Genomic DNA, 19,772 nt, shown 5'->3' with positions numbered 1-19,772 from the left:
GGCACGACCAGGCACCGCGGGGCGCACGGCCCGCCGCCGGAGGTGCGGTGGCGGTGACGACCCGCGGCCGGCATACGGTCCTGCTGGGCATGGCTCCGGGGGTGGGGAAGACCTTCCGCGCCCTCCAGGACCTGCGCCGGGAGCGTGATGCCGGCCGCGACGCGATCGTCGCGGTCGTCGAGACCCACGGCCGGGCGGACACCGCCGCCCAGATCGGCGACCTCGAGCTGTTGCCGCGGCGGCCGGTCGAGTACCGCGGGATCGTCCAGCACGAGCTCGACCTGCCCGGCCTGCTGGAGCGGGCCGCCCGCGGTCCGAGCAGCGGGGTCGCGGCGCCGGCGGGCGGCCCGCTGCTGGCGCTGATCGACGAGCTCGCCCACACCAACGCGCCGGGCGTCGAGCACGAGAAGCGCTGGCAGGACGTCGACGTCGCGCTGGCGGCGGGGATCGACGTTCTCAGCACCGTCAACGTCCAGCACCTCGAGTCGCTCAACGACCAGGTCGCCGAGCTGACCGGCGTCCGGGTCCGCGAGACCCTGCCCGATCAGGTCCTGATCGACGCCGAGGACGTGCTGCTCGTCGACCTGCCGCCGGAGGCGCTGCTGCGGCGGCTGCGGGAGGGGCAGATCTACCCCGAGGAGCGGATCGCCGCCGCGCTCAACAACTTCTTCCGGATCGAGCAGCTGACCGCCCTGCGCGAGACGGCGCTGCTGCAGGCCGCCGAGGAGGTCGGCGCCCGCCGCTCCCACGAGCCGCGGGTGCGTCCGCGCCGCGCGACCGGCGAGCACCAGGCGGTCGGGGGCGGTTCGCGGGTCGCCGACGACGTGCCCGACGCGGTCAAGGAACGGATCCTGGTGCTGGTCTCTGCCGGTCCCGGCGGCCAGCGGGTGCTGCGGCGGGCGTGGCGCTCGGCCCGCCGCCTGCGCGCGCAGCTGGACGTGCTCTACGTCCAGCAGCCGGGCAAGCGGCTCGCGGCCAACGACGCCGAGCGGCTCGACGGGATCCGCCGGCTGGCGGGCCTGCTCGGGGCGGAGCTGCTGATCGAGGAGGACGACGAGGTCGACGTCGCCGCCGCGCGGGTCGCGCGGGCGCGGGGGACGACCTACGTCTTCGTCGGCGCGCCCGGCCCGCGGCACGGGCTGGCGCGGCTGTGGGACGTGCGCGAGCGGCTGCCGCTGCGGCTGATCCGGCGGATGCCGGGCGTCGACGTGCGGATCGTCAGCGACCGCGGGGAGCGCCCGGACCGCGAGGGCCGGCACGACCGTGAGGGCCGGAGCGACCGCGGGGACCGCGGTGGCCGCAACGACACGGAGGAGCGAGGGACATGATCACCACCAACCTGGCCACGCTGCCGGCGCTGGCCGACACCATCGTCACGGTCGCGACGCTCGCGCTCGGGGCGATCTGCGGCGTCACGGTGGTCCTCTGGCAGCGCCACCGCGCCCGCCGTCGGGCCCCGTCGGGCCGGGTCCTGCTCGCGCTCGCCGGCAACGGCGTCTCCTGCGCGGCGATCGACGCAGCCGCCCGGATCGGCCGCGCCGACGACGCGATCGTCGTCCCCGCCGCGCTGGTCGCGACGCCCTACCACCTGCCGCTCGACTGCCCGCTGCCGGAGGCGGCGTCGGGGGCGCTCGATCTGCTGGAGGCGGTCGAGCAGCGGCTCCGCCGGGCCGGCGTCGAGGTCGATCCGCGGATGGTCCAGGGGCGAACGCTGCGCCACGCGCTGCGACGGCTGACGGAGCAGGAGCGGTTCGACCGACTGGTCGTTCCCGCCGCCGACTTCGAGGGCGACGACGGCTTCAGCGCCGACGACGTCGGTTGGCTGCTGGCCCACGTCAACGGCGAGGTGCTGGTCCTGCGGCCGGGCCGCGACGGGCCGTCCACGGCGGTCGGGGTCGTCCCGGATCCGCCGTCGGTAGGCTCGCGCAGGCATGTCTCTGGAAGTGCGTGGACCGACCCTGACCCTGCGCTACCCGACGGAGGACGACGCGGAGGCGCTGCTCCGGCTGGCGTCTGATCCCGAGGTCACCCGCTGGTTCTCGTGGGGGCCCTACACCGACGCCGCCCAGCCGCGGCGGTTCGTGGCCGGGCTGGCCGAGGAACGGCGGCGGGGGATCAAGCTCGACCTGCTGGCCGTCCACCACGAGCACGGCCCGGCGGGGATCACCGGGCTCTACGAGTTCGCGCTCCGCGATCGCCGCTGCGTCTGCGGGACCTGGTTCGGCCGCGACTTCTGGGGCACCGGCGCCAACCGCGAGTCGAAGGCGCTGCTCCAGCACCTGGCCTTCGAGACGCTCGGGATGCACCGCTTCGGCAGCTACTCGAATCCGGCCAACGAGCGCTCGACGAAGGCGCTCGAGGGCGTCGGCCTGCACCGCGAAGGGGTGCTCCGGGGCTACCACCGCCACGGCGACCGGTTCCTCGACGTCAACATCTTCGGGCTGCTGCGGGACGACTGGGAGCGCTCGCCGCTGCGGGAGGAGTTCGCGGGCCGGATCAGCGTGACCGGGGAGCCGCCGGACACGTTCGTCGCCGACGCCTGAGCCTGGATCCACCGCTAGTCGGTTGAGCGTCGGCGTCTGCCGGGTGACGGGCGGCGAGCGGGGGCGCGCCAGGTGGTCTCGCGGGCGGTGCGGTCGTTCGCGGTCGCGCGTCGCGACGACGGCTGGATCCGCCATCATGGTCGGGTTGCGCCTGTCTCAGTACGACCCCCCGTCTGAACGCTCGGTGGCCACCCTGACCGCGAAGCCGACCCTCGCGTCGCACGAACGCCCCGAGCCAGCCCTCGTGATCGACGGGCTGGTCAAGCGCTACGGCGATCGCACCGCGGTCGACGGCGTCTCGCTACGCGTCGAGCGGGCGCGGGTGCTGGCGCTGCTGGGGCCCAACGGCGCCGGCAAGACGACCACGATCGAGACCTGCATCGGCTTCCGCAAGCCGGACGGGGGCACGGTCCGCGTGCTCGGGCTGGATCCGGTCGCCGAGAACGACGAGCTGCGGCCGCGGATCGGCGTGATGCTGCAGAACGGCGGGGTCTACCAGGCGGCCCGCTGCGGCGAGATGCTGCGGCTGGTGGCGTCGTACGCCGCCGAGCCGCTCGATCCCGACGCGCTGCTCGACCGGCTCGGCTTGAGCGAGGTCCAGAGCACCCCCTACCGGCGGCTGTCCGGTGGGCAGCAGCAGCGGCTGTCGCTGGCGATGGCGCTGGTCGGTCGCCCGGAGATGGTCTTCCTCGACGAGCCGACGACCGGGCTCGACCCGCAGGCCCGGCACGAGACCTGGCGGATCATCGAGGCGCTCCGCCGCGACGGCGTCACGGTCGTGCTGACCACGCACGACATGGAGGAGGCCGAGCGGCTCGCCGACGACGTCGTGATCGTGGACCACGGGACCGTGATCGCGACCGGCACCTGCGACGAGCTGATCCGCGGGGCCGCCGAGCGCGAGGTCCGCTTCCAGGCGACCCCGGGGCTCGACACCGCGTCGCTGGTCGCGCGGCTCGACGCCGGCACGCTGGTCCACGAGCCGGCGCCGGGCACCTACCTCGTGGTCGGCGACGTCGACCCGCGGATGGTCGCCACGGTCACGAGCTGGTGCGCCGAGCGCGGCGTCCTGATCGAGGGCCTGCAGGTCAAGCAGCGGACGCTCGAGGACGTGTTCCTCGAGCTGACCGGCCGGGAGCTCCGCGCATGAGCAGCGTCACGCCGATCCGCGACGCCGACGTCGGCGAGTTCGCCCCGCGGCCGGGTCGCGCCCCGCTGCGGCAGATGGCGATCGCCCAGACCTGGATGGAGCTCAAGCTGATGCTCCGCAACGGCGAGCAGGTGCTGCTGAGCCTGATCGTGCCGCTGGGCCTGCTGGTCGTCTGCACCACGATCCCCTTCATCACCGTCAACGGCGAGCGGGCGGACTTCTTCGTGCCCGGGATCCTCGCGCTCGGGATCATGTCGACCGCCTTCACCGGGCAGGCGATCGCGACCGGCTTCGACCGCCAGTACGGGGTCCTCAAGCGGCTGGGGGCGACGGCCCTGCCGCGCTCGATCCTGCTGCTGGGCAAGACCGGTGCGGTCCTCGTCGTCCAGCTGATCCAGATCGTGCTGCTGTTCTCGGTCGGGGTCGCGCTCGGCTGGTCGCCGAAGGGCGACCCGATCTCGGTGCTGCTGTTCCTCGTCTTCGGGACCGCCGCGTTCTGCGGCCTGGCCTTCGCGATGGCCGGGGTGCTGCGGGCGATGACGACGCTCGCGGCGGCCAACATCCTCTGGTTCGTGCTGCTGATCTGCGGCGGGATCGTCTTCCCGCTCTCGGAGCTCGGTGGCGCGCAGGGGGTCTTCGAGCTGCTGCCGAGTGCGGCGCTCTCGACCGGCCTGCGCGACGTCCTCCAGCACGGCCACGCGGCGCCGTTCAAGCACCTGATCGTGCTCGGGCTCTGGTCGGTGGTGACGTTGACCGTCGCCGCCGCGACCTTCCGCTGGGAGTAGCTACGGGGCGGCGGCGATCCCGCCGAACATCAGCGCGATCGCGGCCCGCTTGTAGCGCTGCTGGGCGGCCGCGTCGGCGACCCGCAGGGCGGTTAGCGCGCCGCCGAGGATCAGGCCGATGATCGCCTGGGCGGTCGCCTCGACGTCGAGCTCGGGGTGCAGGAAGCCGCGCTCGCGGCCGTTGACGAGGTAGGCCGCGGTCAGCCCGGTGGCCGCCTCGGCCAGCTGCATCAGCCGCGCCTCGAGCTCGGCGTCGACGGTCCCCGCCTGGAGCACCAGCAGCCGCACGGCTCGCGGGTCGTCGGCGAGCACGGCGAGCAGGGCATCGCCGATCCGCTCGGTCTGGGCGCGGTACTCGGCCAGGCTGGTGGTGGCCTTGGGGGCGTTCTCGGCGGCGAGGATCGCGAGGATCCGGGCGAGCACGTCGTCGATCACCTGGTCGAGGATCTCCCGCTTGTTCTTGAAGTAGCGGTAGAAGGTCCCGTGGCCGATCCCGACGCGGCGGGCGATCTCGGCGATCCCGGCGTCGTGGTAGCCGCGCTCGCTGAAGACCTCGAAGGCGGCGTCGGTGATCTCCTCCCGCAGCTCCTGGCGCTTGCGTTCGGCGCGCGTCTGTCCGGTGACCACGAAAGCGATGGTAGCGCGGTTCCGTATGTGATATTACGTTCCGTCAATGATGGACCGTTCCGTTTCTGACAAGTCGTTCCGCACCGCGCTGGCGGACGTGAACGCCGACGGAGCGTCCGCATGAGCCGCGCGACCGCCCCGCGGATCGACCTCGGCGGCGCGGTGGTGGTGATCACCGGCGGCGCCCGCGGGATCGGCCGCGCGACCGCCGAGCGGTTCGCGCGGCAGGGCGCGACCGTCTGCCTCGGCGACCTCGACGGCGACGCCGCGCGGGAGACGGCCGCCGCGATCGGTTCGTCGGCCCGGGCGTTCCCGCTCGACGTCGCCTCGCGCGAGTCGTTCGCCGCCTTCGTGGCCGCGATCGAGGAGACCGTCGGGCCGATCGACGTGCTCGTCAACAACGCCGGGATCATGCCCGCCGGCGGCTTCCTCGACGAGGCGGACGCGACCACCGCCGCGATCCTCGACGTCAACGTGCTCGGCCCGGTCAACGGGATGCGCGAGGTCCTGCCGCTGATGACCGCGCGCGGGCGCGGGCACGTCGTCAACGTCGCCTCGATGCTCGGCAAGCTCGAGCTGCCGGGACTGGCGACCTACACCGCCAGCAAGTACGCGGTCGTTGGCCTCAGCGCCGCCGTCCGGGCCGAGCTCGACGGCACCGGCGTGACGCTCACGACCGTGCTGCCGTCGGTCGTCGCGACCGAGCTGTCGTCCGGGATCCCGATCCCGTTCGGGCGCCTGATCCGGGTCGAGCCGGAGGAGATCGCCGCGGCGATCGTGGCGAGCTGCGCCCGCCCGCGGCATGAGGTCGCGATCCCGCGCTGGATCGGCCTCTATCCCGTCCTGCGCCCGTTCGTGCCGGACCGGGTCGAGGCCCTGATCCGGCGCCTGATCGGGGACGACAAGGCCCTGACCGCGGTCGACCCCGCGGGCCGTGCGGGCTACGCCGACCGGGTGGCGCGGCAGTCGGCCGAGCGCACGGCGGGGGCCACGGAGCCGGAGACGGGGGAGGCCCGTGCCGGTGCGGCGACGGACGGCCGCGCGACGGACCCTCCGGAAGCGACCGCCCCGACGACGGCGGAGCGCGCATGAGCACGACGCTCGGCACCGACCCGGTCGTGGCCCCCGGGACCAGCGGCTCCAGGGTCCGGCGCGGCCTGGTGCTCGGCTGCGGCGGGACGCTCGGCGCGGCCTGGACCGTCGGCGCACTCGACGCGGTCGCGGCCACGCTCGACTGGGACCCGCGCACGGCGGAGGTGATCGTCGGGACGTCGACCGGGGCCGAGCTGGCCTGCCTGCTCGGGGCCGGGTTCGGCGTCGACGACCTGCTGGCGGCGCAGCTCGGGCGGCCGGAGGCCTCGCCGTGGCTGGCCGAGCACTTCGCGACCCCGCCGCGTCGGCTCCCGCCGCTGCCGCGCCCGCGGCTCGGCTCGCCGCGGCTGGCGCTGGCCGGCCTCCGCGGGCAGGTGCCGACCGTCAGCGGGCTCGCCGGGCTGCTGCCGCTCGGCGCCGGCGATCCCGAGCGGCTCGCCCGCCTGGCCGCCCACTGCGGCGACCGCTCGGGCTGGCCGCAGCACCCGCAGACCTGGCTGGTCGCGGTCGACTACGACCGCGGCGAGCGGATCGCGTTCGGCAGCCCGGACGCCCCGGACGCGACCCTCCAGCAGGCGCTGCTGGCCTCGTGGGGCGTGCCCGGCTGGTACCCGCCGGTGACGATCGCCGGTCGTCGCTACGCCGACGGCGGGATCGTCTCGCCGACCTCGGCCGACCTCGTCGCGGGGCTCGGGCTCGACGAGGTGGTGGTGCTCGCGCCGATGGCCTCGGTCGACGCCGGCCGCGCCCGCGGCGCCGCCCGGATCGAACGGCTGCTGCGCACCCAGATGAGCCGGCGGCTCGCGGACGAGGTCACCACGCTCGAGTGGGCCGGCGTCCGGGTGCTGCGGATCGACCCCGGACCGGCCGAGCTGGCCGCGGCCGGCCCGAACTTCATGGACGGCCGCCGCCGTCTGCGGACCCTCGAGAGCGCCCTCCGGCACAGTCGCCAGACCGTCCGCGACGCGCGCTCCGCCACGACCACGACCACCACCCGGGACGCACGATGAGCAGCCAGCCGGCGACGACCACCGCCACCACCACCGACGGCGAGCCCCAGCGGAGCGGGGCCGCCGAGCAGCGCTTCGCCGCCCTGATCGTCGGCGCCGGACCGTCCGGGATCGGCGCGGCGATCCGGCTGCGGGAGGCCGGGATCCACGACTTCGCGGTGCTCGAGAAGGCCACCGACCTCGGCGGCACCTGGCGCGACAACACCTATCCCGGCTGCGCCTGCGACGTGCCGTCGGTGATGTACCAGTACTCGTTCGCGCCGAACCCGGACTGGGCGCGGACGTTCGCCCGCCAGCCGGAGATCCGCGCCTACGTGACGGCGACCGCCGAGCGCTTCGGGATCCCCGAGCACCTGCACCTGGGCGTCGAGGTCACCCGCGCGCAGTGGGACGCGGAGGCGAGCCGCTGGACGCTGCAGACCACGCAGGGGACCTACTCCGCACCGATCCTGATCGCCGCGGCCGGGCCATGGCACGAGCCGCTGATCCCGGAGATCCCCGGGATCGAGAGCTTCCCCGGGACGGTCTTCCACTCCGCTCGCTGGGACCACGACCTCGACCTCGACGGCAAGCGGGTCGCGGTCGTCGGCACCGGCGCCTCGGCGGTCCAGTTCGTGCCCGAGATCCAGCCGCGGGTCGGCCGGCTGGAGCTGTTCCAGCGGACCGCCCAGTGGGTGCTGCCGAAGCCGGACGCGGCGCTGCCGGCCCCGGTCCGCTGGCTGATGGGGCGGGTCCCCGGGCTCCAGCGGGCGTCGCGCGCGGTCAGCTACCTGGCGATGGAGGGGCTCGGGGTCGGCTTCCGGCACCCGCAGCTGCTGCGGATCGTCCAGCAGGTCGGCGTGCTGCACCTGCGGCTGCGGGTCGAGGACCGCCGGCTGCGGCGGACGCTGCGGCCGGACTACACGCTCGGCTGCAAGCGGCTGCTGATGTCCAACCGCTGGTACCCGGCGCTGGCCCGCGAGAACGTCACGGTCCACCCGACCGCGGTCGAGCGGATCGAGGGGGAGACGATCGTCGGTCGCGACGGGACCCGCGTCCCCGCCGACGTGCTCGTCTTCGGGACCGGCTTCCACATCACCGACGCCCCCGTCGCGGGGCTGGTCTTCGACGCCGACGGCCGCAGCCTCGACGACCACTGGGGCGGCAGCATGAAGGCCTACCTGGGGACGACGATCAGCGGCTTCCCGAACCTGTTCCTCGTGCTCGGCCCGAACCTCGGCACCGGCCACTCCTCGGCCTTCGACATCCTCGAGGCGCAGGTCGGCTACGCGATCGCGGCGATCACCGCGATGCGCGACCGTGGCTGGGCGGCGATCGACGTCCGCGCCGAGGTCCAGGAGGCGTACAACGGGGACGTCCAGGGGGCGCTCGGCGGCACCGTCTACAACGCCGGGGGCTGCCAGAGCTACTACATGGACGTCAACGGCCGGAACTCGTTCAGCTGGCCGTGGTCGACGGGCGAGATGAAGCGGCGGCTCGGGCGGTTCGATCCCGACGCGTACCGGGTGACGGCCGCCGCGGGGACGCCGACGGCGGTCTAGCAACCGCCGGGCGGCGGTCCGGGCAGGCCCGCTCGGCGGTGGTCTGAAACGCTGGGCGGGTTGCCGGACATGTGCCTGGGTGATGCGCTCCTTCCTGCCCCGAGCGGCTCCACCGCCGGACGATCCGCGGCAGCGCCGCTTCCGGGCCCTGTTCGACGCCGAGTCGCGGGCCGTGCTCGGCTACGCGCTGCGCCGGACCGCGCGGGCGGAGGACGCCGCCGATGTCGTCGCCGACACGTTCCTCGTGGCCTGGCGCCGGATCGACGAGGTGCCGACCGGCGGAGAGGCGCGGCTCTGGCTGTACGGGGTCGCGCGGAGGGTGCTGGCCAACCAACGGCGGGGCGAGAGCCGGCGCCGGCAGCTGGGCGACCGCCTGCGTGACGACCTCCGCCTCGCGCTGCCGACCGCCATCGGTCCCGCTGACCCGACGTCGGCGGCGGAGGCCGTCCGGGAGGCCCTGGGCCGGCTGCCGGAGGCCGATCGGGAGCTGCTGCTGCTGACCAGCTGGGAGGGGCTGGAGCCGACCGCGATCGCGCAGGTCACCGGGACGCCGGCGGCAACGGTCCGGACGCGGTTGCACCGCGCGCGACGACGTCTGCGGGCCGAGCTCGAGGCCGACGGGTGGGGAGCGCCGACGGAGCCCGCGGCGGAGCACCGATCGCCGCCGGACCGGGAACGCTCGCCACGAGGCGGACATGTACTGGTCGACACCCCACCGCTGAACCCGACCCCGAAGCAGGCACGATGACCGACCGAGAGCTCGACGCCCTGGTGGCTGCTGCCGCCCCGATCGACGATGTCGCCGTCGCCGTCCTGCCGCTGGTGGCGGGTGAGGCCGACCTCCGCGAGGCGCTGATGTCCGTCGAACGTTCCCCTGCCGATCCCGAGCCGAACGGCGCAGACCCCGATCCCGGCGGAAGCCGGAGCCGCCGCCGCGCTCCCCGCCGTCGTGTGGCGATCCTCGTCGGCCTCACCACCGCGGTCGCCGTGGTGGCGGTCGCGTTGACCGGGGTCCTCGGCGGTGGCTCGGCCACCACCGGCACGGCCTGGGCGGCGCCGCTGGTCCGCTTCGCCGAGTCCTCGCCGCTGCTGCTGCTCGACGAGCCGGGCTGGATCGTCACCCGCGCCGACGAGCAGAGCCGGGTCGAGGGAGAGATGCGCTTCGGGCGCGGAGAGGCCTCGGCCGACCTGCACTGGCGTCGTGGGTCTCTGACGCTGTGGCAGCGGGACCGCGCGCACGACTCGCCGCTGGTGGAGACCCACACGATCCTGGGCGCCCGCGCGCAGGTCACCAAGTACCGGGGCGTCAACGACTTCGCCGCGATCTGGGCCGAGGACGGCCGGGTGCTGGAGTTCCGCACGGCGGCGACCGACGACAAGCAGGAGTTCCTGCGCTTGGTGGGGAGCCTGCGACGCGTGAACGTCGACCGCTGGCTGACGGCGATGCCCGCCAGCGTCGTGCAGGTCTCCGGACGGCCCGAGACCGTCCGCCGGATGCTGGTCGGGATACCGCTGCCGACCGGATTCGACGCCGCTCGGTTGGAGGACGGCCGCCTCCTGAAGGACCGGTACCAGCTCGCCGCCGAGGTCTCCGGAGCGGTCGCCTGCGCGTGGGTCCGGCAGTGGTCGCAGGCTCGCGCCAAGCACGATTCCGGCGCCGAGCGGCAGGCGGAGCGGGCGATGGCGACCTCTCGCGACTGGCCGATCCTCCGCGAGATGGCCGAGCAGGGCGACTACCCGGAGGTGCTCTGGGGCTACGCCGACGCGCTCCGGGGCGACGGACGCTGGGCCGGCCGGCCGCTGGAGGGCGACGTCGAGTCGGGGCTCGGCTGCGCCGCCCGCGGCGAGCCGATCCCCGGTGCCGTCTCGCCGAACGGGACGACCGGCGGCTGAGACCGCCGGTTCCCGGCCGGGGCGTCCGTCCGATCTTCACCGGGCGGTCGCATCTGGCCGGACGCGCCGGCTACGCTGGGGGCGTGGCGAAGGCCAAGTCGATCCCTGGCCTGCGGGCCGACCTCCCGTTCGCGCAAGCCGCGGCCGTGACCGTGCGGGTGCGCGCGGACGAGCTGTTCGAGCACGCCACGGGGGTGCTCGACACCGACGAGATCGAGCGGGTCCACGCGATGCGCGTGGCGACCCGGCGGCTGCGGGCGGTGCTCGAGATCTACGCGCCGTGCTTCCCGCGGGGCGAGCTGCGCGGGGTCCTGCGCGAGGTCAAGCAGCTCGCCGACGCGCTCGGGGCTCGCCGCGATCCCGACGTCCAGCTCGAGGGCCTGGCGCGGTTCGCGGCGGTCCTGCCGGCCGCCGACCAGCCGGGCCTCGAGCGGTTCATGGGGACGATCCGGGAGCGGCAGCAGGAGGCCAACGAGCGGCTCGCCGAGGGGATCGAGCACCTCGACCACGACGGCCTGCGGGAACGGCTCGACGCGCTCGTCGACGCGGCCGCGACGCTCGTGCCCACCGACGGAGCGACGGCATGAAGGCCAAGCGCCTGAAGGACCTCGACGTCGCCGCACCGCTGGCCGACAACGCCGAGCGGATCGTGCGGCTGCGGCTCGACGAGCTCTGCGCGTTCGTCCCGTCCGCGCTCGACCCCGACCAGGTCGAGGCGCTGCACGACATGCGGATCGCCGCCAAGCGGCTCCGCTACGTGCTCGACGTGACCGCCGTCGACTGCTTCGGCCCGTACGCGCGCACGGCGGGCAAGCGAGCGCGCGACCTCCAGGACATGATCGGCGAGATCCACGACTGCGACGTCGCGCTCCCGCGGGTCCGGCACGAGGCCGAGCAGCTGCGCCAGGCCGACGTCGACGCGCTGCTGGCGCGGGCCGGCGAGGTGCCCGACCTCGATCCGGAGCTGACCGCGGGCCTGCCCTCGGCCGACGAGCACCGCGGCCTGGTGACGCTGGAGGTCTACCTCCGGGCCCGCCGGCAGCTGCTGTTCGCTCGCTTCCTCGAGCTCTGGGAGCAGCTCCAGCGCGAGGGCTTCCGGGCCCGGCTCGAGTTCGCCCTCCGCGAGCGGCCCGAGCCGTTCACGTCGCGTTCACCGGATGGCAACCTCGGGGTCACGTCGTCGGCGTAGGCTCGGTCTCCCCGATGCACGACGACGCCCTCGCTTCCGATCCCTCCCTGGCCTCGTCGGAGACCACCGACCCGGCGCGGCCCGACCCGACCGATCCGCGCTGGTTCGTCAACCGCGAGCTGTCGTGGATCGACTTCGACCGGCGGGTCCTGGAGCTGGCCCAGGACGAGCGCCAGCGGCTGCTGGAGCGGGTCAAGTTCGCGGCGATCTTCGCCTCGAACCTCGACGAGTTCTTCATGATCCGGGTCGCCGGGCTGCACGCCAAGGTCTGGGCGGAGAACCGCCGCCGCGGCGCGGACGGGCGGACCGCCGACCAGGTCCTCGACGCGCTGCGGGCGAAGGTCGAGCCGCTGGTCGCCGACCACGCGCGGACCGTCGCCGCCGACCTGCTGCCGAAGCTGACCGAGTTCGGGATCCGGCTGGCCCGCCACGAGGACCTCGACGAGGTCCAGAAGGCGACGCTCGCCGAGCGCTTCGAGAACCGGATCTACCCCGTCCTGACGCCGCTGGCCGTCGGGCTCGGCCGACCGTTCCCGTACATCTCGAACCTCTCGCTGAACCTCGGGGTGCTGGTCCGCGACCCGGACACCCGCCAGACGGTCTTCGCCCGGATCAAGCTGCCGACCGAGGTCCTCGACCGGCTCGAGCAGGTGCGCGGCGCCGGCGGTCCGGACGACGAGCCGGAGCAGGTCTTCGTCCCGCTGGAGGAGGTCGTCGAGGCCCACCTCGACCAGCTCTTCCCCGGCATGGAGATCCTCGACCGCGGGATGTTCCGCGTCACCCGCGACGCCGACTTCGAGATCTCCGACGAGGCCGACGACGTCAAGCGGGCGCTCGAGGCCGAGCTCCGCAACCGCCGCTTCGGCGAGATCGTACGGGTCGAGATCGACGCCAACGTCAGCGGCCCGCTGCGGACGGAGATCGTCGAGCAGCTGGGGGTGGAGGAGCGCCAGGTCTACGACCTCCACGGTCTGCTGGACCTGACCGCGCTCTGGCAGCTGGTCAAGGCCCCCGGCCACAACGACCTGCTCGACAGGCCGTGGCGCCCGGTCACCCGGCCGCGGCTGCGCGAGGGCGACGACAAGCAGGCCGACGTCTTCGCGGCGATGCGACGCGGCGACGTGCTCGTCCATCACCCCTACGACAGCTTCCACACCTCGGTCGAGCGGTTCGTCGAGCAGGCGGTCGCCGATCGCGACGTGCTCGCGATCAAGATGACCGTGTACCGGACCAACGCCGACAGCACGCTGCTGCCGGCCCTCGTCCGCGCGTCGGAGCAGGGCAAGCAGACCGTCGCGCTGGTCGAGCTGAAGGCGCGCTTCGACGAGCAGGCCAACATCCGCTGGTCGCAGGTGCTGGAGGACACCGGCGTGCACGTGGTCTACGGCCACCCGGCCCTGAAGACCCACGCCAAGTGCATCCTCGTGGTCCGCCGCGAGGGCGACCGGGTCCGCCACTACCTCCACATCGGGACCGGCAACTACCACGCGAAGACGGCCAACCTCTACACCGACTTCGGCCTCTTCACCTGCGACCAGCAGATCGGCGCCGACGTCGCCGACCTCTTCAACCAGCTGACCGGCTTCGCCAAGCCCGGTCGCTTCCGCAAGGCGCTGGCCGCCCCGAACGGGCTCCGTGACGGGCTGCTGGCCCAGATCGAGCGGACGATCGAGGCCCACCTCGCCGGCCAACCGGCCCGGATCCGCCTGAAGATGAACTCGTTGGTCGACCGCCAGTCGATCCAGGCGCTCTACCGGGCGTCGCAGGCGGGGGTCGCGATCGACCTCAATGTACGTGGTATCTGCTGCCTCCGAGCTGGCATTCCCGGGCTGTCGGAGACGATCCGTGTCCGCTCGGTGCTCGGACGGTTCCTAGAACATTCGCGGATCTACGCGTTCGAGCGTGGAATCGAGACGACCGTCTTGATGGGCTCGGCCGACATCATGGAACGGAATCTCGACAACCGCGTCGAGCTCGTGGTGCCCGTCGACGACGCCGCGGCGAAGGACGAGCTGCTCGACGCGTTGGATCGCGCCTTCCGCGACGAGGAGGGATCCTGGGAGCTGGCGGCGGATGGTGCGTGGATCCGCGTTGAACCGGCCAATCCGGATCGTCCTTTCGGGTTGCAGCGGGGTCTGATGGAGCTGCACGCCCAGCGGGCGCGCGACGCTGATCTCGAAGAGTAGGTCGACAGCTGTCTGCCAATAGGACGAATGTCGACTTTGTCTCAGGGCACGGCGAAATACCGACGCTAGATCGTTAGTCTAGGAGTCGTGCACGACGCTTCGGGACATCAGTCTTCCTCCACCGCGCAGCGTCCGCAGGCCGGGCGCGCGCCTCGTGACGAGCGACTGAGTCGCCCGGTCGTCGTCGAGGCTGCGATGACTATCGCGCGCCGTGATGGCCTCGACGCGCTCTCGATGCGGCGGCTCGCCGACGAGCTCGGCGTCTCGACGATGGCGGCCTACCGTCACGTCGCGGGCAAGGAAACTCTCGTCGACGACGTGCTGGAGGAGGTCGTCTCCTCGATCCCGCTCGACACCGTCGGCGAGACCTGGGGCGAGCAGGTCGAAGCCCTGACGATCCGCAGCTACCAGATCTTCCTCGAGGTTCCCGGCCTGGCCGACAACCTCCACGGTCGCGCGCTCAGCCGCCCGGGCATCGCCCGCTGGATCGACGCGCTCAGCGCGCCGCTGGTCGCGGCCGGCATCGAGTACGACCTGCGCGCCAGCTTCGCCCCGTCGGTGGTCTGGCTGCTGCACGGCGCGACCCGGCTGTCGGCCGAGTGGTCCGAGACGATGCGCGCGCTCGACGAGGTCGCCGCGGACGGCGACGAGGCGCCGCCGAGCATGCGCAGCGGCCGTGAGGACCTCGGCGACCGCGAGGCCGAGGACCTGCTGCGCGGGAGCATCCAGCTCCTGATCAGCGGCCTCGAGAGCCACGCCGCCGACCAGGCCTGAGCGGCGGTCGGTCTCGGGGGTCGGCTAGCGGCCCCCGGAACCTGCGGGACCCGGGCCTCGACGAGGGCGGATCCCGCACCCGGGCCCTGACGCGCGACGTCGGGCCCGCACCAGGACGCGGTCGGAGCCGAGCTCCCGCGTCCTGTCCCTCGAAGCCGTGCCCGCAGCGTCCGTCGACCGACGGACGCCGCGTCCCGTGCTGCTACCAGTGCATCCCGCGGGTGAGGGCGGCGAGCACCCGCATCTCGACCCCGGCGCGCTCGTCGGGGTTCTCGGTTCCGCGGGCCGCGGCCGAGTCCGGGAAGACCCGGTAGCCCATGTTCAGGATCACGTCGCTGATCCGCGGCGCGACGGCGTAGAGGACCTCGCCGCTGGTGCCGAGCAGGGTGTTGATCTGCTTCGGGTGGTCGACGATCGCGTCGGCGATCAGGTCCGCGGCCTCGACCGGGGTGATCGTCGGCATCTTGTCGTAGAGCTTGGTCGGCGCGATCATCGGCGTCCGCACCAGCGGCATGTGGATCGTCGTGAACGTGACCTTGGCCCCGAGCAGCTCGGAGGCGACGATCCGCGTCCAGGCGTCGAGCGCCGACTTGCTGGCGACGTAGGCGCTGAACCGCGGCGGCCAGGTCTGGGCCCCGATCGAGCTGATGTTCACGACGTGGCCGCCGCCGTGCTCGACCATGTGCGGCACGACGCCCATCACCAGGCGGATCGCGCCGTAGTAGTTGAGCTGCATCGTCCGCTCGAAGTCGTGGAAGCGGTTGAGGCTGAGCTTCAGCGAGCGGCGGATCGAGCGGCCGGCGTTGTTGATCACGACGTCGACCCGGTGCTCGCGGGTGACCGTCTTGGCCAGCTCGTCGATCGCCTCGAGGTCGTTGAGGTCGCACGGGTAGACGTAGGCCGTCCCGCCGTGGGCCTCGATCTGGCGCTTCAGCGCCTCGAGCTTCGAGCGGGTCCGGGCGACCAGCAGCGGGGTCCCGCCGGAGAGCGCGACCTTCAACGCGGTCGCCTCGCCGATCCCCGACGAGGCGCCGGTGATCAGGACGGTGCGGCCGACGACCGCCTCGCGCAGACGGGTGTCGTTGTGGAGCGCGGGGTCGAGGTTGCGCTCCCAGAAGTCCCAGAGCGTCGCGGCGTAGTCGCGCACGCGGGGGACGACGATCGGGCTGCCGACCAGCGCCTGCTCGGCGCGGCGCGCGTCGAAGACCGGCGCGAACGACATGTGCGGGAGGACCTCGTCCGGGATCCCGGTCGGGGAGAGCAGGATCCGGCGCAGCGGCGCGAGCCCGTCCGCGTTGAGCAGCTTCGCCAGCGGGCCCTTGTGGATGTTGACCGCGGGCATCCCCGGCGGGCGCAGCGACAGCCGCGGGGCGCGGGCGGCGCGGGCGACGGCGTTGATCACGTCGACCAGCGGCTGCGGGCGCGGCGCGGTCAGGTGGAACGCCTGCTGGTTGAGGTCCGGCTGGTGGGCGATGTGGTCCATCGCCCGGACGACGTAGTCGACCGGGACCATGTTGGTCGAGCCGAGGTCGGGGGCCATCAGCGGGATCCACGAGGGGAGCTTCCGCATCTGCTTGATCAGGCCGAACGTGTAGTACGGGCCGTCGATCTTGTCCATCACCCCGGTCTCGGAGTGGCCGACGACGATCGAGGGCCGGTAGATCCGCCACGGGACGAGCGTCTCGCCGCGGGCGATCCGCTCCGACTCGAACTTGGTCCGGTGGTACGGGGACGGCAGCGGCTGGCCCTCGTCGAACATGTCCTCGCGGAAGACGCCCTCGAAGTTGCCGGCGACCGCGACCGAGGAGACGTGGTGGAGGCAGCCGGCCTCGAGCACGTTGGCCAGCTCGACGGCGTGACGGGTGCCCTCGACGTTGAGCGTCTGGTTGCGCTCCTCGTCGGCGGTCATGTCGTAGATCGCCGCGAGGTGGAAGAGGTGGTCGATCTGCCCGCGCTGCTGGTCGATCCAACGGGGGTCGACGCCGAGCGCCGGGGCCTCGAGGTCGCCGACGACGACCTTCACCCGTTCGGCGGCACCGTCTGGCCAACCGGCGATGAGTCGCTCGAGCTTTGGCAGCGAACCGTCACGGACGATGATGTGGATGTCGCCCTCGCGCTCTTCGAGCAGCGTCGCGACGAGATGCCGACCGATGAACCCCGTTGCCCCGGTGACCAGGTAGGCCATGTGCTTCCTCCATCGAAGAACGTGCGTGTCCACACGCGATCGGGCCGAGCGTACTCGACGGAGGAGGGTGGGGGAAGGGGCCGGGACGAACCGGCCGCCGTTCCCCGGGCGGGGCGGGTGCTACCAGCCGAGGCGACGATCGCTCGTCGCGGCGCGGGCCTTGACGGCGGCCTGCTTGGCGTACTTGCGCTTGTCGAGGCGCCACTGGAGCAGCGACATCAGCAGCGCGAAGGCGGGGATGCAGATGATCACGGCAAAACCGAACAACGTGACCATGAGGTCGTTGTTCTCCCCGAGGGTGCCTTGACCGCTGTCGATCTTGGCCGAGGCGGTTGCAGCGGTGACCGAGAGCATCGCGAACGTGGTCGCGAGCAGGACGAACAGGCGGCGCATAGGCCTGGATCGTATAGAACCTGGCGGCGATGACCGGACTCGAACGAACGCGCGCCGCCGAAGGGGTCGAGGTCGTGCGTCTCGACCGCCCCGAACGGCGCAACGCGATGGACACCACGACCCTCGACGAGCTGCTCGTCGCGCTGGCCGAGCTAGCCGCCGATCCAGGCCTGCGGACGGTGGTCTTCTCGACCACCTCGACCCGCGCGCTGTGCGCCGGCGCCGACGTCGCCGAGGAGCTCGACGCGGCCGGCGGGATCGCGCGGATGGAGCGGTTCGCCCGGATGTACCAGGCGGTCGTCGACCTGCCGGTGCCGACGATCGCGGTCTGCGTCGGCAACGTCGTCGGCGCCGGGGCCGAGCTGGCGGCGGCCTGCGACCTGCGGGTCGCGGGGGAGAACCTGAAGCTGGCCTGGGCCGGCGCCAAGCTCGGCGTCCCGGTCGGGCCGGCGCGGCTGGTCCCGCTGGTCGGGCTCTCGCGGGCCAAGGACCTGATCTACAGCGGCCGGGTCGTCGGCGCCGAGGAGGCGGGCCGGATCGGGCTCGCCGAGCGGGTCGTCGGCACCGACGAGGCCGAGGCCGCGGCGATCGAGCTGGCCGTCGAGCTGGCCGGCCGTCCGGGCGAGGGCATGCGGCGGCTGAAGTCGATGTTCCGGGACTACGAGGACCTGGCGGGCCGCACGGCGCGCGAGAACGTCACGCTGCTGGACTGGCAGCGGTACGGGCAGGGGCTGCCCCAGGGCGGGATGCGCGAGCGCTGAGGCGGGCCCGGAGCCTGCTCCGGGTGCGGGAGCCGCCCCAGACGGCGGGCGCCGGGCGGGGCGGAACCTCGACGTCGGGCCGCGCGGACCTAGAGCGCCTGCGGCCGGATCGCCTGGGTGGTCCGGCCGATCGGCGTGAATCCGCGGCGGCGGTACCACTGGGCCGCGGCACCGCGCGGGTCGGTGAGCAGCGTGATCCGGCCGACGTCGCGGGCGATGGCCAGCTCGGCGACGGCCCGCAGGACCGCGGTCCCGACGCCGGCTCGCCGCCGGTCCTCGACCGTCAGCAGGTCGTCGATCTCCAGGTGCAGGTTGGCGAGGTGGACGGCGGCGGTCCCGACCGGCGTGCCGGCCGCGTCACGCGCGAGCACGTGGGCGACGTCGACGCCGGGTGCGAGCACCCACTGGTGGGCGATCTGCTCCTGCTCGGCGGGCGGGCCGTTGCCGCTCGCGGTGCGCTCGACGGCGACGCAGTCGCTGGCGGTCGCGGTCGTCGTCACGCCGATGCCCGTGTCGGCCGCGTCGGCGGTCCGGTCGAGCAGCTGCTGCGGATCGACGGCCAGCACCTCGAGCTCGGCGACCGCGTAGCCGGCGGCGCGGAGCGCGGGGGCGAGGCGCTTGGCGTCCCCGCGCGAGCGGATGTCGACCGCGCGGTGGGTCAGGCCGGCGGCGTCGTGGGCGGCCTCGATCGCCGTCACGACCTCGATCTGGTCGAGGCCCCCGGCGCCGGGCACCACCTGCGCGCGGTTGACCGCCCAGACCAGCGCCGCGGCGGGAGTCGTCAGCATCCAGCCGAAGGCGGTCCGGCGGTGCTCGGTGGCACGCTTGCGGGCCGCCCCTGCGGCGTGGCCGACGGTCAGCTCGCACCACCACTCGTCGCTACGGGGGCCGCCGGGCTGCACCCCGTAGACGCTAGTCGAGCCAGACCGCGTACGGCCCCGCGCTAGCGTGGAGCCATGGACATCGCCATCGCCGGGGCCCACGGTCAGATCGCCCGGATGCTGTCGCGACTGCTCGTCGCCCGCGGGGACACCGTCCGGGGCCTGGTCCGCAACCCCGACCACGTCGAGGACCTGCGCGCCGACGGGGTCGACCCGGTTCTCTGCGACCTCGAGCAGGCGGCCCTGACCGACGTCTCACTCGCGATCGAGGGCGCCGACGCGGTCGTCTTCGCGGCCGGGGCGGGGCCGGGCAGCGGCCCGACCCGCAAGGCGACGATGGACCGCGACGGCGCGATCCTGCTGCTCGACGCGGCGGTCGCGGCGGGGGTCCCGGGCTTCGTGATCGTCAGCTCGATGGGGACCGACGACCCGCCCGCGGGCGACGACGACTTCAGCGTCTACCTGCGGGCCAAGGCCGACGCCGACCGCGCGGTGGTCGACAGCGACCGCCAGTGGACGGTGGTGCGGCCCGGCCTCCTGACCGACGCGCCCGCGACCGGCCGGGTCCGGATCGCGCGGCGGCTGCCGCACGAGGAGGTCACCCGCGGGGACGTCGCGGCGGTGCTCGCCGCGGTCCTCCACGACCACCGGGCGGCGGGCCGGATCCTGGCCGTGCTCGGCGATGGGCCGCCGCTCGAGCAGGCGCTGGAGGCGGCCCTGACCGCCGACCCGCGCGACGAGCAGGCGGGCTGACCCGGACGC

20 protein-coding genes are annotated in these 19,772 nt (G+C 73.6%); 16 read left to right on the top strand and 4 right to left on the bottom strand.

The window, feature by feature from the left end; all coding sequences use genetic code 11:
• The first annotated feature begins 47 nt into the window (after positions 1-47).
• The 5 genes from ACVUH9_RS10820 to ACVUH9_RS10800 all read left to right on the top strand — a co-directional run bounded on the left by ACVUH9_RS10820 (position 48) and on the right by ACVUH9_RS10800 (position 4,478).
• Complete coding sequence (locus tag ACVUH9_RS10820) at positions 48-1,328, top strand: histidine kinase (protein WP_475756735.1); 1,281 nt, start codon at positions 48-50, stop codon at positions 1,326-1,328.
• Entirely contained in the window at positions 1,325-2,017 is a 693-nt protein-coding gene (locus tag ACVUH9_RS10815) for a hypothetical protein (RefSeq protein WP_475756733.1), read from the top strand. Before ACVUH9_RS10820 ends, ACVUH9_RS10815 begins: the two co-directional genes overlap by 4 nt.
• Positions 1,932-2,543: a GNAT family N-acetyltransferase gene (locus ACVUH9_RS10810; protein ID WP_475756732.1), complete on the top strand. Its 612-nt coding sequence runs from the start codon at positions 1,932-1,934 to the stop codon at positions 2,541-2,543. Before ACVUH9_RS10815 ends, ACVUH9_RS10810 begins: the two co-directional genes overlap by 86 nt.
• A 193-nt stretch (positions 2,544-2,736) precedes the next feature.
• The gene (locus ACVUH9_RS10805) at positions 2,737-3,693 is read left to right on the top strand and encodes an ABC transporter ATP-binding protein (RefSeq protein WP_475756960.1); all 957 of its coding nucleotides are present in this window, start codon (positions 2,737-2,739) and stop codon (positions 3,691-3,693) included.
• Positions 3,690-4,478: an ABC transporter permease gene (locus ACVUH9_RS10800; protein WP_475756730.1), complete on the top strand. Its 789-nt coding sequence runs from the start codon at positions 3,690-3,692 to the stop codon at positions 4,476-4,478. Before ACVUH9_RS10805 ends, ACVUH9_RS10800 begins: the two co-directional genes overlap by 4 nt.
• On the opposite strand, the gene ACVUH9_RS10795 is transcribed toward ACVUH9_RS10800, so the two are convergent.
• Positions 4,479-5,105 carry a TetR/AcrR family transcriptional regulator gene (locus ACVUH9_RS10795; RefSeq protein WP_475756728.1) on the bottom strand — a complete coding sequence of 209 codons (627 nt, stop codon included), beginning with the start codon at positions 5,103-5,105 and terminating at the stop codon, positions 4,479-4,481.
• 120 nt (positions 5,106-5,225) lie between these two features.
• Here ACVUH9_RS10795 and ACVUH9_RS10790 point away from each other — a divergent pair, with 120 nt between their 5' ends.
• From ACVUH9_RS10790 to ACVUH9_RS10750, 9 genes are all read left to right on the top strand, one after another.
• Positions 5,226-6,197 (top strand): SDR family oxidoreductase, encoded by a 972-nt coding sequence (locus tag ACVUH9_RS10790; protein WP_475756726.1) that lies wholly within the window; start codon positions 5,226-5,228, stop codon positions 6,195-6,197.
• Entirely contained in the window at positions 6,194-7,207 is a 1,014-nt protein-coding gene (locus tag ACVUH9_RS10785; RefSeq protein ID WP_475756724.1) for a patatin-like phospholipase family protein, read from the top strand. Before ACVUH9_RS10790 ends, ACVUH9_RS10785 begins: the two co-directional genes overlap by 4 nt.
• Positions 7,204-8,748 carry a flavin-containing monooxygenase gene (locus ACVUH9_RS10780; RefSeq protein WP_475756722.1) on the top strand — a complete coding sequence of 515 codons (1,545 nt, stop codon included), beginning with the start codon at positions 7,204-7,206 and terminating at the stop codon, positions 8,746-8,748. The genes ACVUH9_RS10785 and ACVUH9_RS10780 overlap by 4 nt, the downstream gene beginning before the upstream one ends.
• 82 nt (positions 8,749-8,830) lie before the next feature.
• On the top strand, positions 8,831-9,496 hold the full coding sequence (locus ACVUH9_RS10775) for an RNA polymerase sigma factor (RefSeq protein ID WP_475756720.1): 666 nt from the start codon (positions 8,831-8,833) through the stop codon (positions 9,494-9,496).
• Positions 9,493-10,641 carry a hypothetical protein gene (locus ACVUH9_RS10770; protein WP_475756718.1) on the top strand — a complete coding sequence of 383 codons (1,149 nt, stop codon included), beginning with the start codon at positions 9,493-9,495 and terminating at the stop codon, positions 10,639-10,641. Before ACVUH9_RS10775 ends, ACVUH9_RS10770 begins: the two co-directional genes overlap by 4 nt.
• An 83-nt stretch (positions 10,642-10,724) precedes the next feature.
• The gene (locus tag ACVUH9_RS10765; RefSeq protein WP_475756716.1) at positions 10,725-11,228 is read left to right on the top strand and encodes a CHAD domain-containing protein; all 504 of its coding nucleotides are present in this window, start codon (positions 10,725-10,727) and stop codon (positions 11,226-11,228) included.
• Positions 11,225-11,830: a CHAD domain-containing protein gene (locus ACVUH9_RS10760; RefSeq protein ID WP_475756715.1), complete on the top strand. Its 606-nt coding sequence runs from the start codon at positions 11,225-11,227 to the stop codon at positions 11,828-11,830. Before ACVUH9_RS10765 ends, ACVUH9_RS10760 begins: the two co-directional genes overlap by 4 nt.
• A gap of 14 nt (positions 11,831-11,844) precedes the next feature.
• Positions 11,845-14,016, top strand: a complete 2,172-nt coding sequence (gene ppk1, locus ACVUH9_RS10755; protein ID WP_475756712.1) for a polyphosphate kinase 1 — start codon at positions 11,845-11,847, stop codon at positions 14,014-14,016.
• Between the two features lie 195 nt (positions 14,017-14,211).
• On the top strand, positions 14,212-14,790 hold the full coding sequence (locus tag ACVUH9_RS10750) for a TetR/AcrR family transcriptional regulator (protein ID WP_475756710.1): 579 nt from the start codon (positions 14,212-14,214) through the stop codon (positions 14,788-14,790).
• Between the two features lie 202 nt (positions 14,791-14,992).
• Here ACVUH9_RS10750 and ACVUH9_RS10745 read toward each other — a convergent pair whose 3' ends face one another.
• Both ACVUH9_RS10745 and ACVUH9_RS10740 read right to left on the bottom strand, forming a co-directional pair.
• Positions 14,993-16,975: an SDR family oxidoreductase gene (locus ACVUH9_RS10745; RefSeq protein WP_475756708.1), complete on the bottom strand. Its 1,983-nt coding sequence runs from the start codon at positions 16,973-16,975 to the stop codon at positions 14,993-14,995.
• Positions 16,976-17,095: 120 nt separating this feature from the next.
• The gene (locus tag ACVUH9_RS10740) at positions 17,096-17,368 is read right to left on the bottom strand and encodes a hypothetical protein (RefSeq protein ID WP_475756706.1); all 273 of its coding nucleotides are present in this window, start codon (positions 17,366-17,368) and stop codon (positions 17,096-17,098) included.
• Between the two features lie 29 nt (positions 17,369-17,397).
• Here ACVUH9_RS10740 and ACVUH9_RS10735 point away from each other — a divergent pair, with 29 nt between their 5' ends.
• Positions 17,398-18,129 carry an enoyl-CoA hydratase/isomerase family protein gene (locus tag ACVUH9_RS10735; RefSeq protein WP_475756704.1) on the top strand — a complete coding sequence of 244 codons (732 nt, stop codon included), beginning with the start codon at positions 17,398-17,400 and terminating at the stop codon, positions 18,127-18,129.
• Positions 18,130-18,218: 89 nt separating this feature from the next.
• On the opposite strand, the gene ACVUH9_RS10730 is transcribed toward ACVUH9_RS10735, so the two are convergent.
• Entirely contained in the window at positions 18,219-19,031 is an 813-nt protein-coding gene (locus ACVUH9_RS10730) for a GNAT family N-acetyltransferase (RefSeq protein WP_475756702.1), read from the bottom strand.
• Positions 19,032-19,085: 54 nt separating this feature from the next.
• Here ACVUH9_RS10730 and ACVUH9_RS10725 point away from each other — a divergent pair, with 54 nt between their 5' ends.
• Positions 19,086-19,763 (top strand): SDR family oxidoreductase, encoded by a 678-nt coding sequence (locus ACVUH9_RS10725; RefSeq protein WP_475756700.1) that lies wholly within the window; start codon positions 19,086-19,088, stop codon positions 19,761-19,763.
• The last annotated feature ends 9 nt before the right edge of the window (positions 19,764-19,772 follow it).

Source organism: Patulibacter ginsengiterrae, assembly GCF_056269115.1.
This window is presented reverse-complemented; position numbering and strand designations above follow the sequence as displayed.

Coding starts and splice junctions, on each gene's coding strand:
- ACVUH9_RS10775 (WP_475756720.1), top strand. CDS start 8,831: ATGCGCTCCTTCCTGCCCCGAGCGGCTCCACCGCCGGACGATCCGCGG.
- ACVUH9_RS10760 (WP_475756715.1), top strand. CDS start 11,225: ATGAAGGCCAAGCGCCTGAAGGACCTCGACGTCGCCGCACCGCTGGCC.
- ACVUH9_RS10785 (WP_475756724.1), top strand. CDS start 6,194: ATGAGCACGACGCTCGGCACCGACCCGGTCGTGGCCCCCGGGACCAGC.
- ACVUH9_RS10800 (WP_475756730.1), top strand. CDS start 3,690: ATGAGCAGCGTCACGCCGATCCGCGACGCCGACGTCGGCGAGTTCGCC.
- ACVUH9_RS10750 (WP_475756710.1), top strand. CDS start 14,212: ATGACTATCGCGCGCCGTGATGGCCTCGACGCGCTCTCGATGCGGCGG.
- ACVUH9_RS10745 (WP_475756708.1), bottom strand. CDS start 16,975: ATGGCCTACCTGGTCACCGGGGCAACGGGGTTCATCGGTCGGCATCTC.
- ACVUH9_RS10810 (WP_475756732.1), top strand. CDS start 1,932: ATGTCTCTGGAAGTGCGTGGACCGACCCTGACCCTGCGCTACCCGACG.
- ACVUH9_RS10770 (WP_475756718.1), top strand. CDS start 9,493: ATGACCGACCGAGAGCTCGACGCCCTGGTGGCTGCTGCCGCCCCGATC.
- ACVUH9_RS10740 (WP_475756706.1), bottom strand. CDS start 17,368: ATGCGCCGCCTGTTCGTCCTGCTCGCGACCACGTTCGCGATGCTCTCG.
- ACVUH9_RS10815 (WP_475756733.1), top strand. CDS start 1,325: ATGATCACCACCAACCTGGCCACGCTGCCGGCGCTGGCCGACACCATC.
- ACVUH9_RS10790 (WP_475756726.1), top strand. CDS start 5,226: ATGAGCCGCGCGACCGCCCCGCGGATCGACCTCGGCGGCGCGGTGGTG.
- ACVUH9_RS10725 (WP_475756700.1), top strand. CDS start 19,086: ATGGACATCGCCATCGCCGGGGCCCACGGTCAGATCGCCCGGATGCTG.
- ppk1 (WP_475756712.1), top strand. CDS start 11,845: ATGCACGACGACGCCCTCGCTTCCGATCCCTCCCTGGCCTCGTCGGAG.
- ACVUH9_RS10780 (WP_475756722.1), top strand. CDS start 7,204: ATGAGCAGCCAGCCGGCGACGACCACCGCCACCACCACCGACGGCGAG.
- ACVUH9_RS10735 (WP_475756704.1), top strand. CDS start 17,398: ATGACCGGACTCGAACGAACGCGCGCCGCCGAAGGGGTCGAGGTCGTG.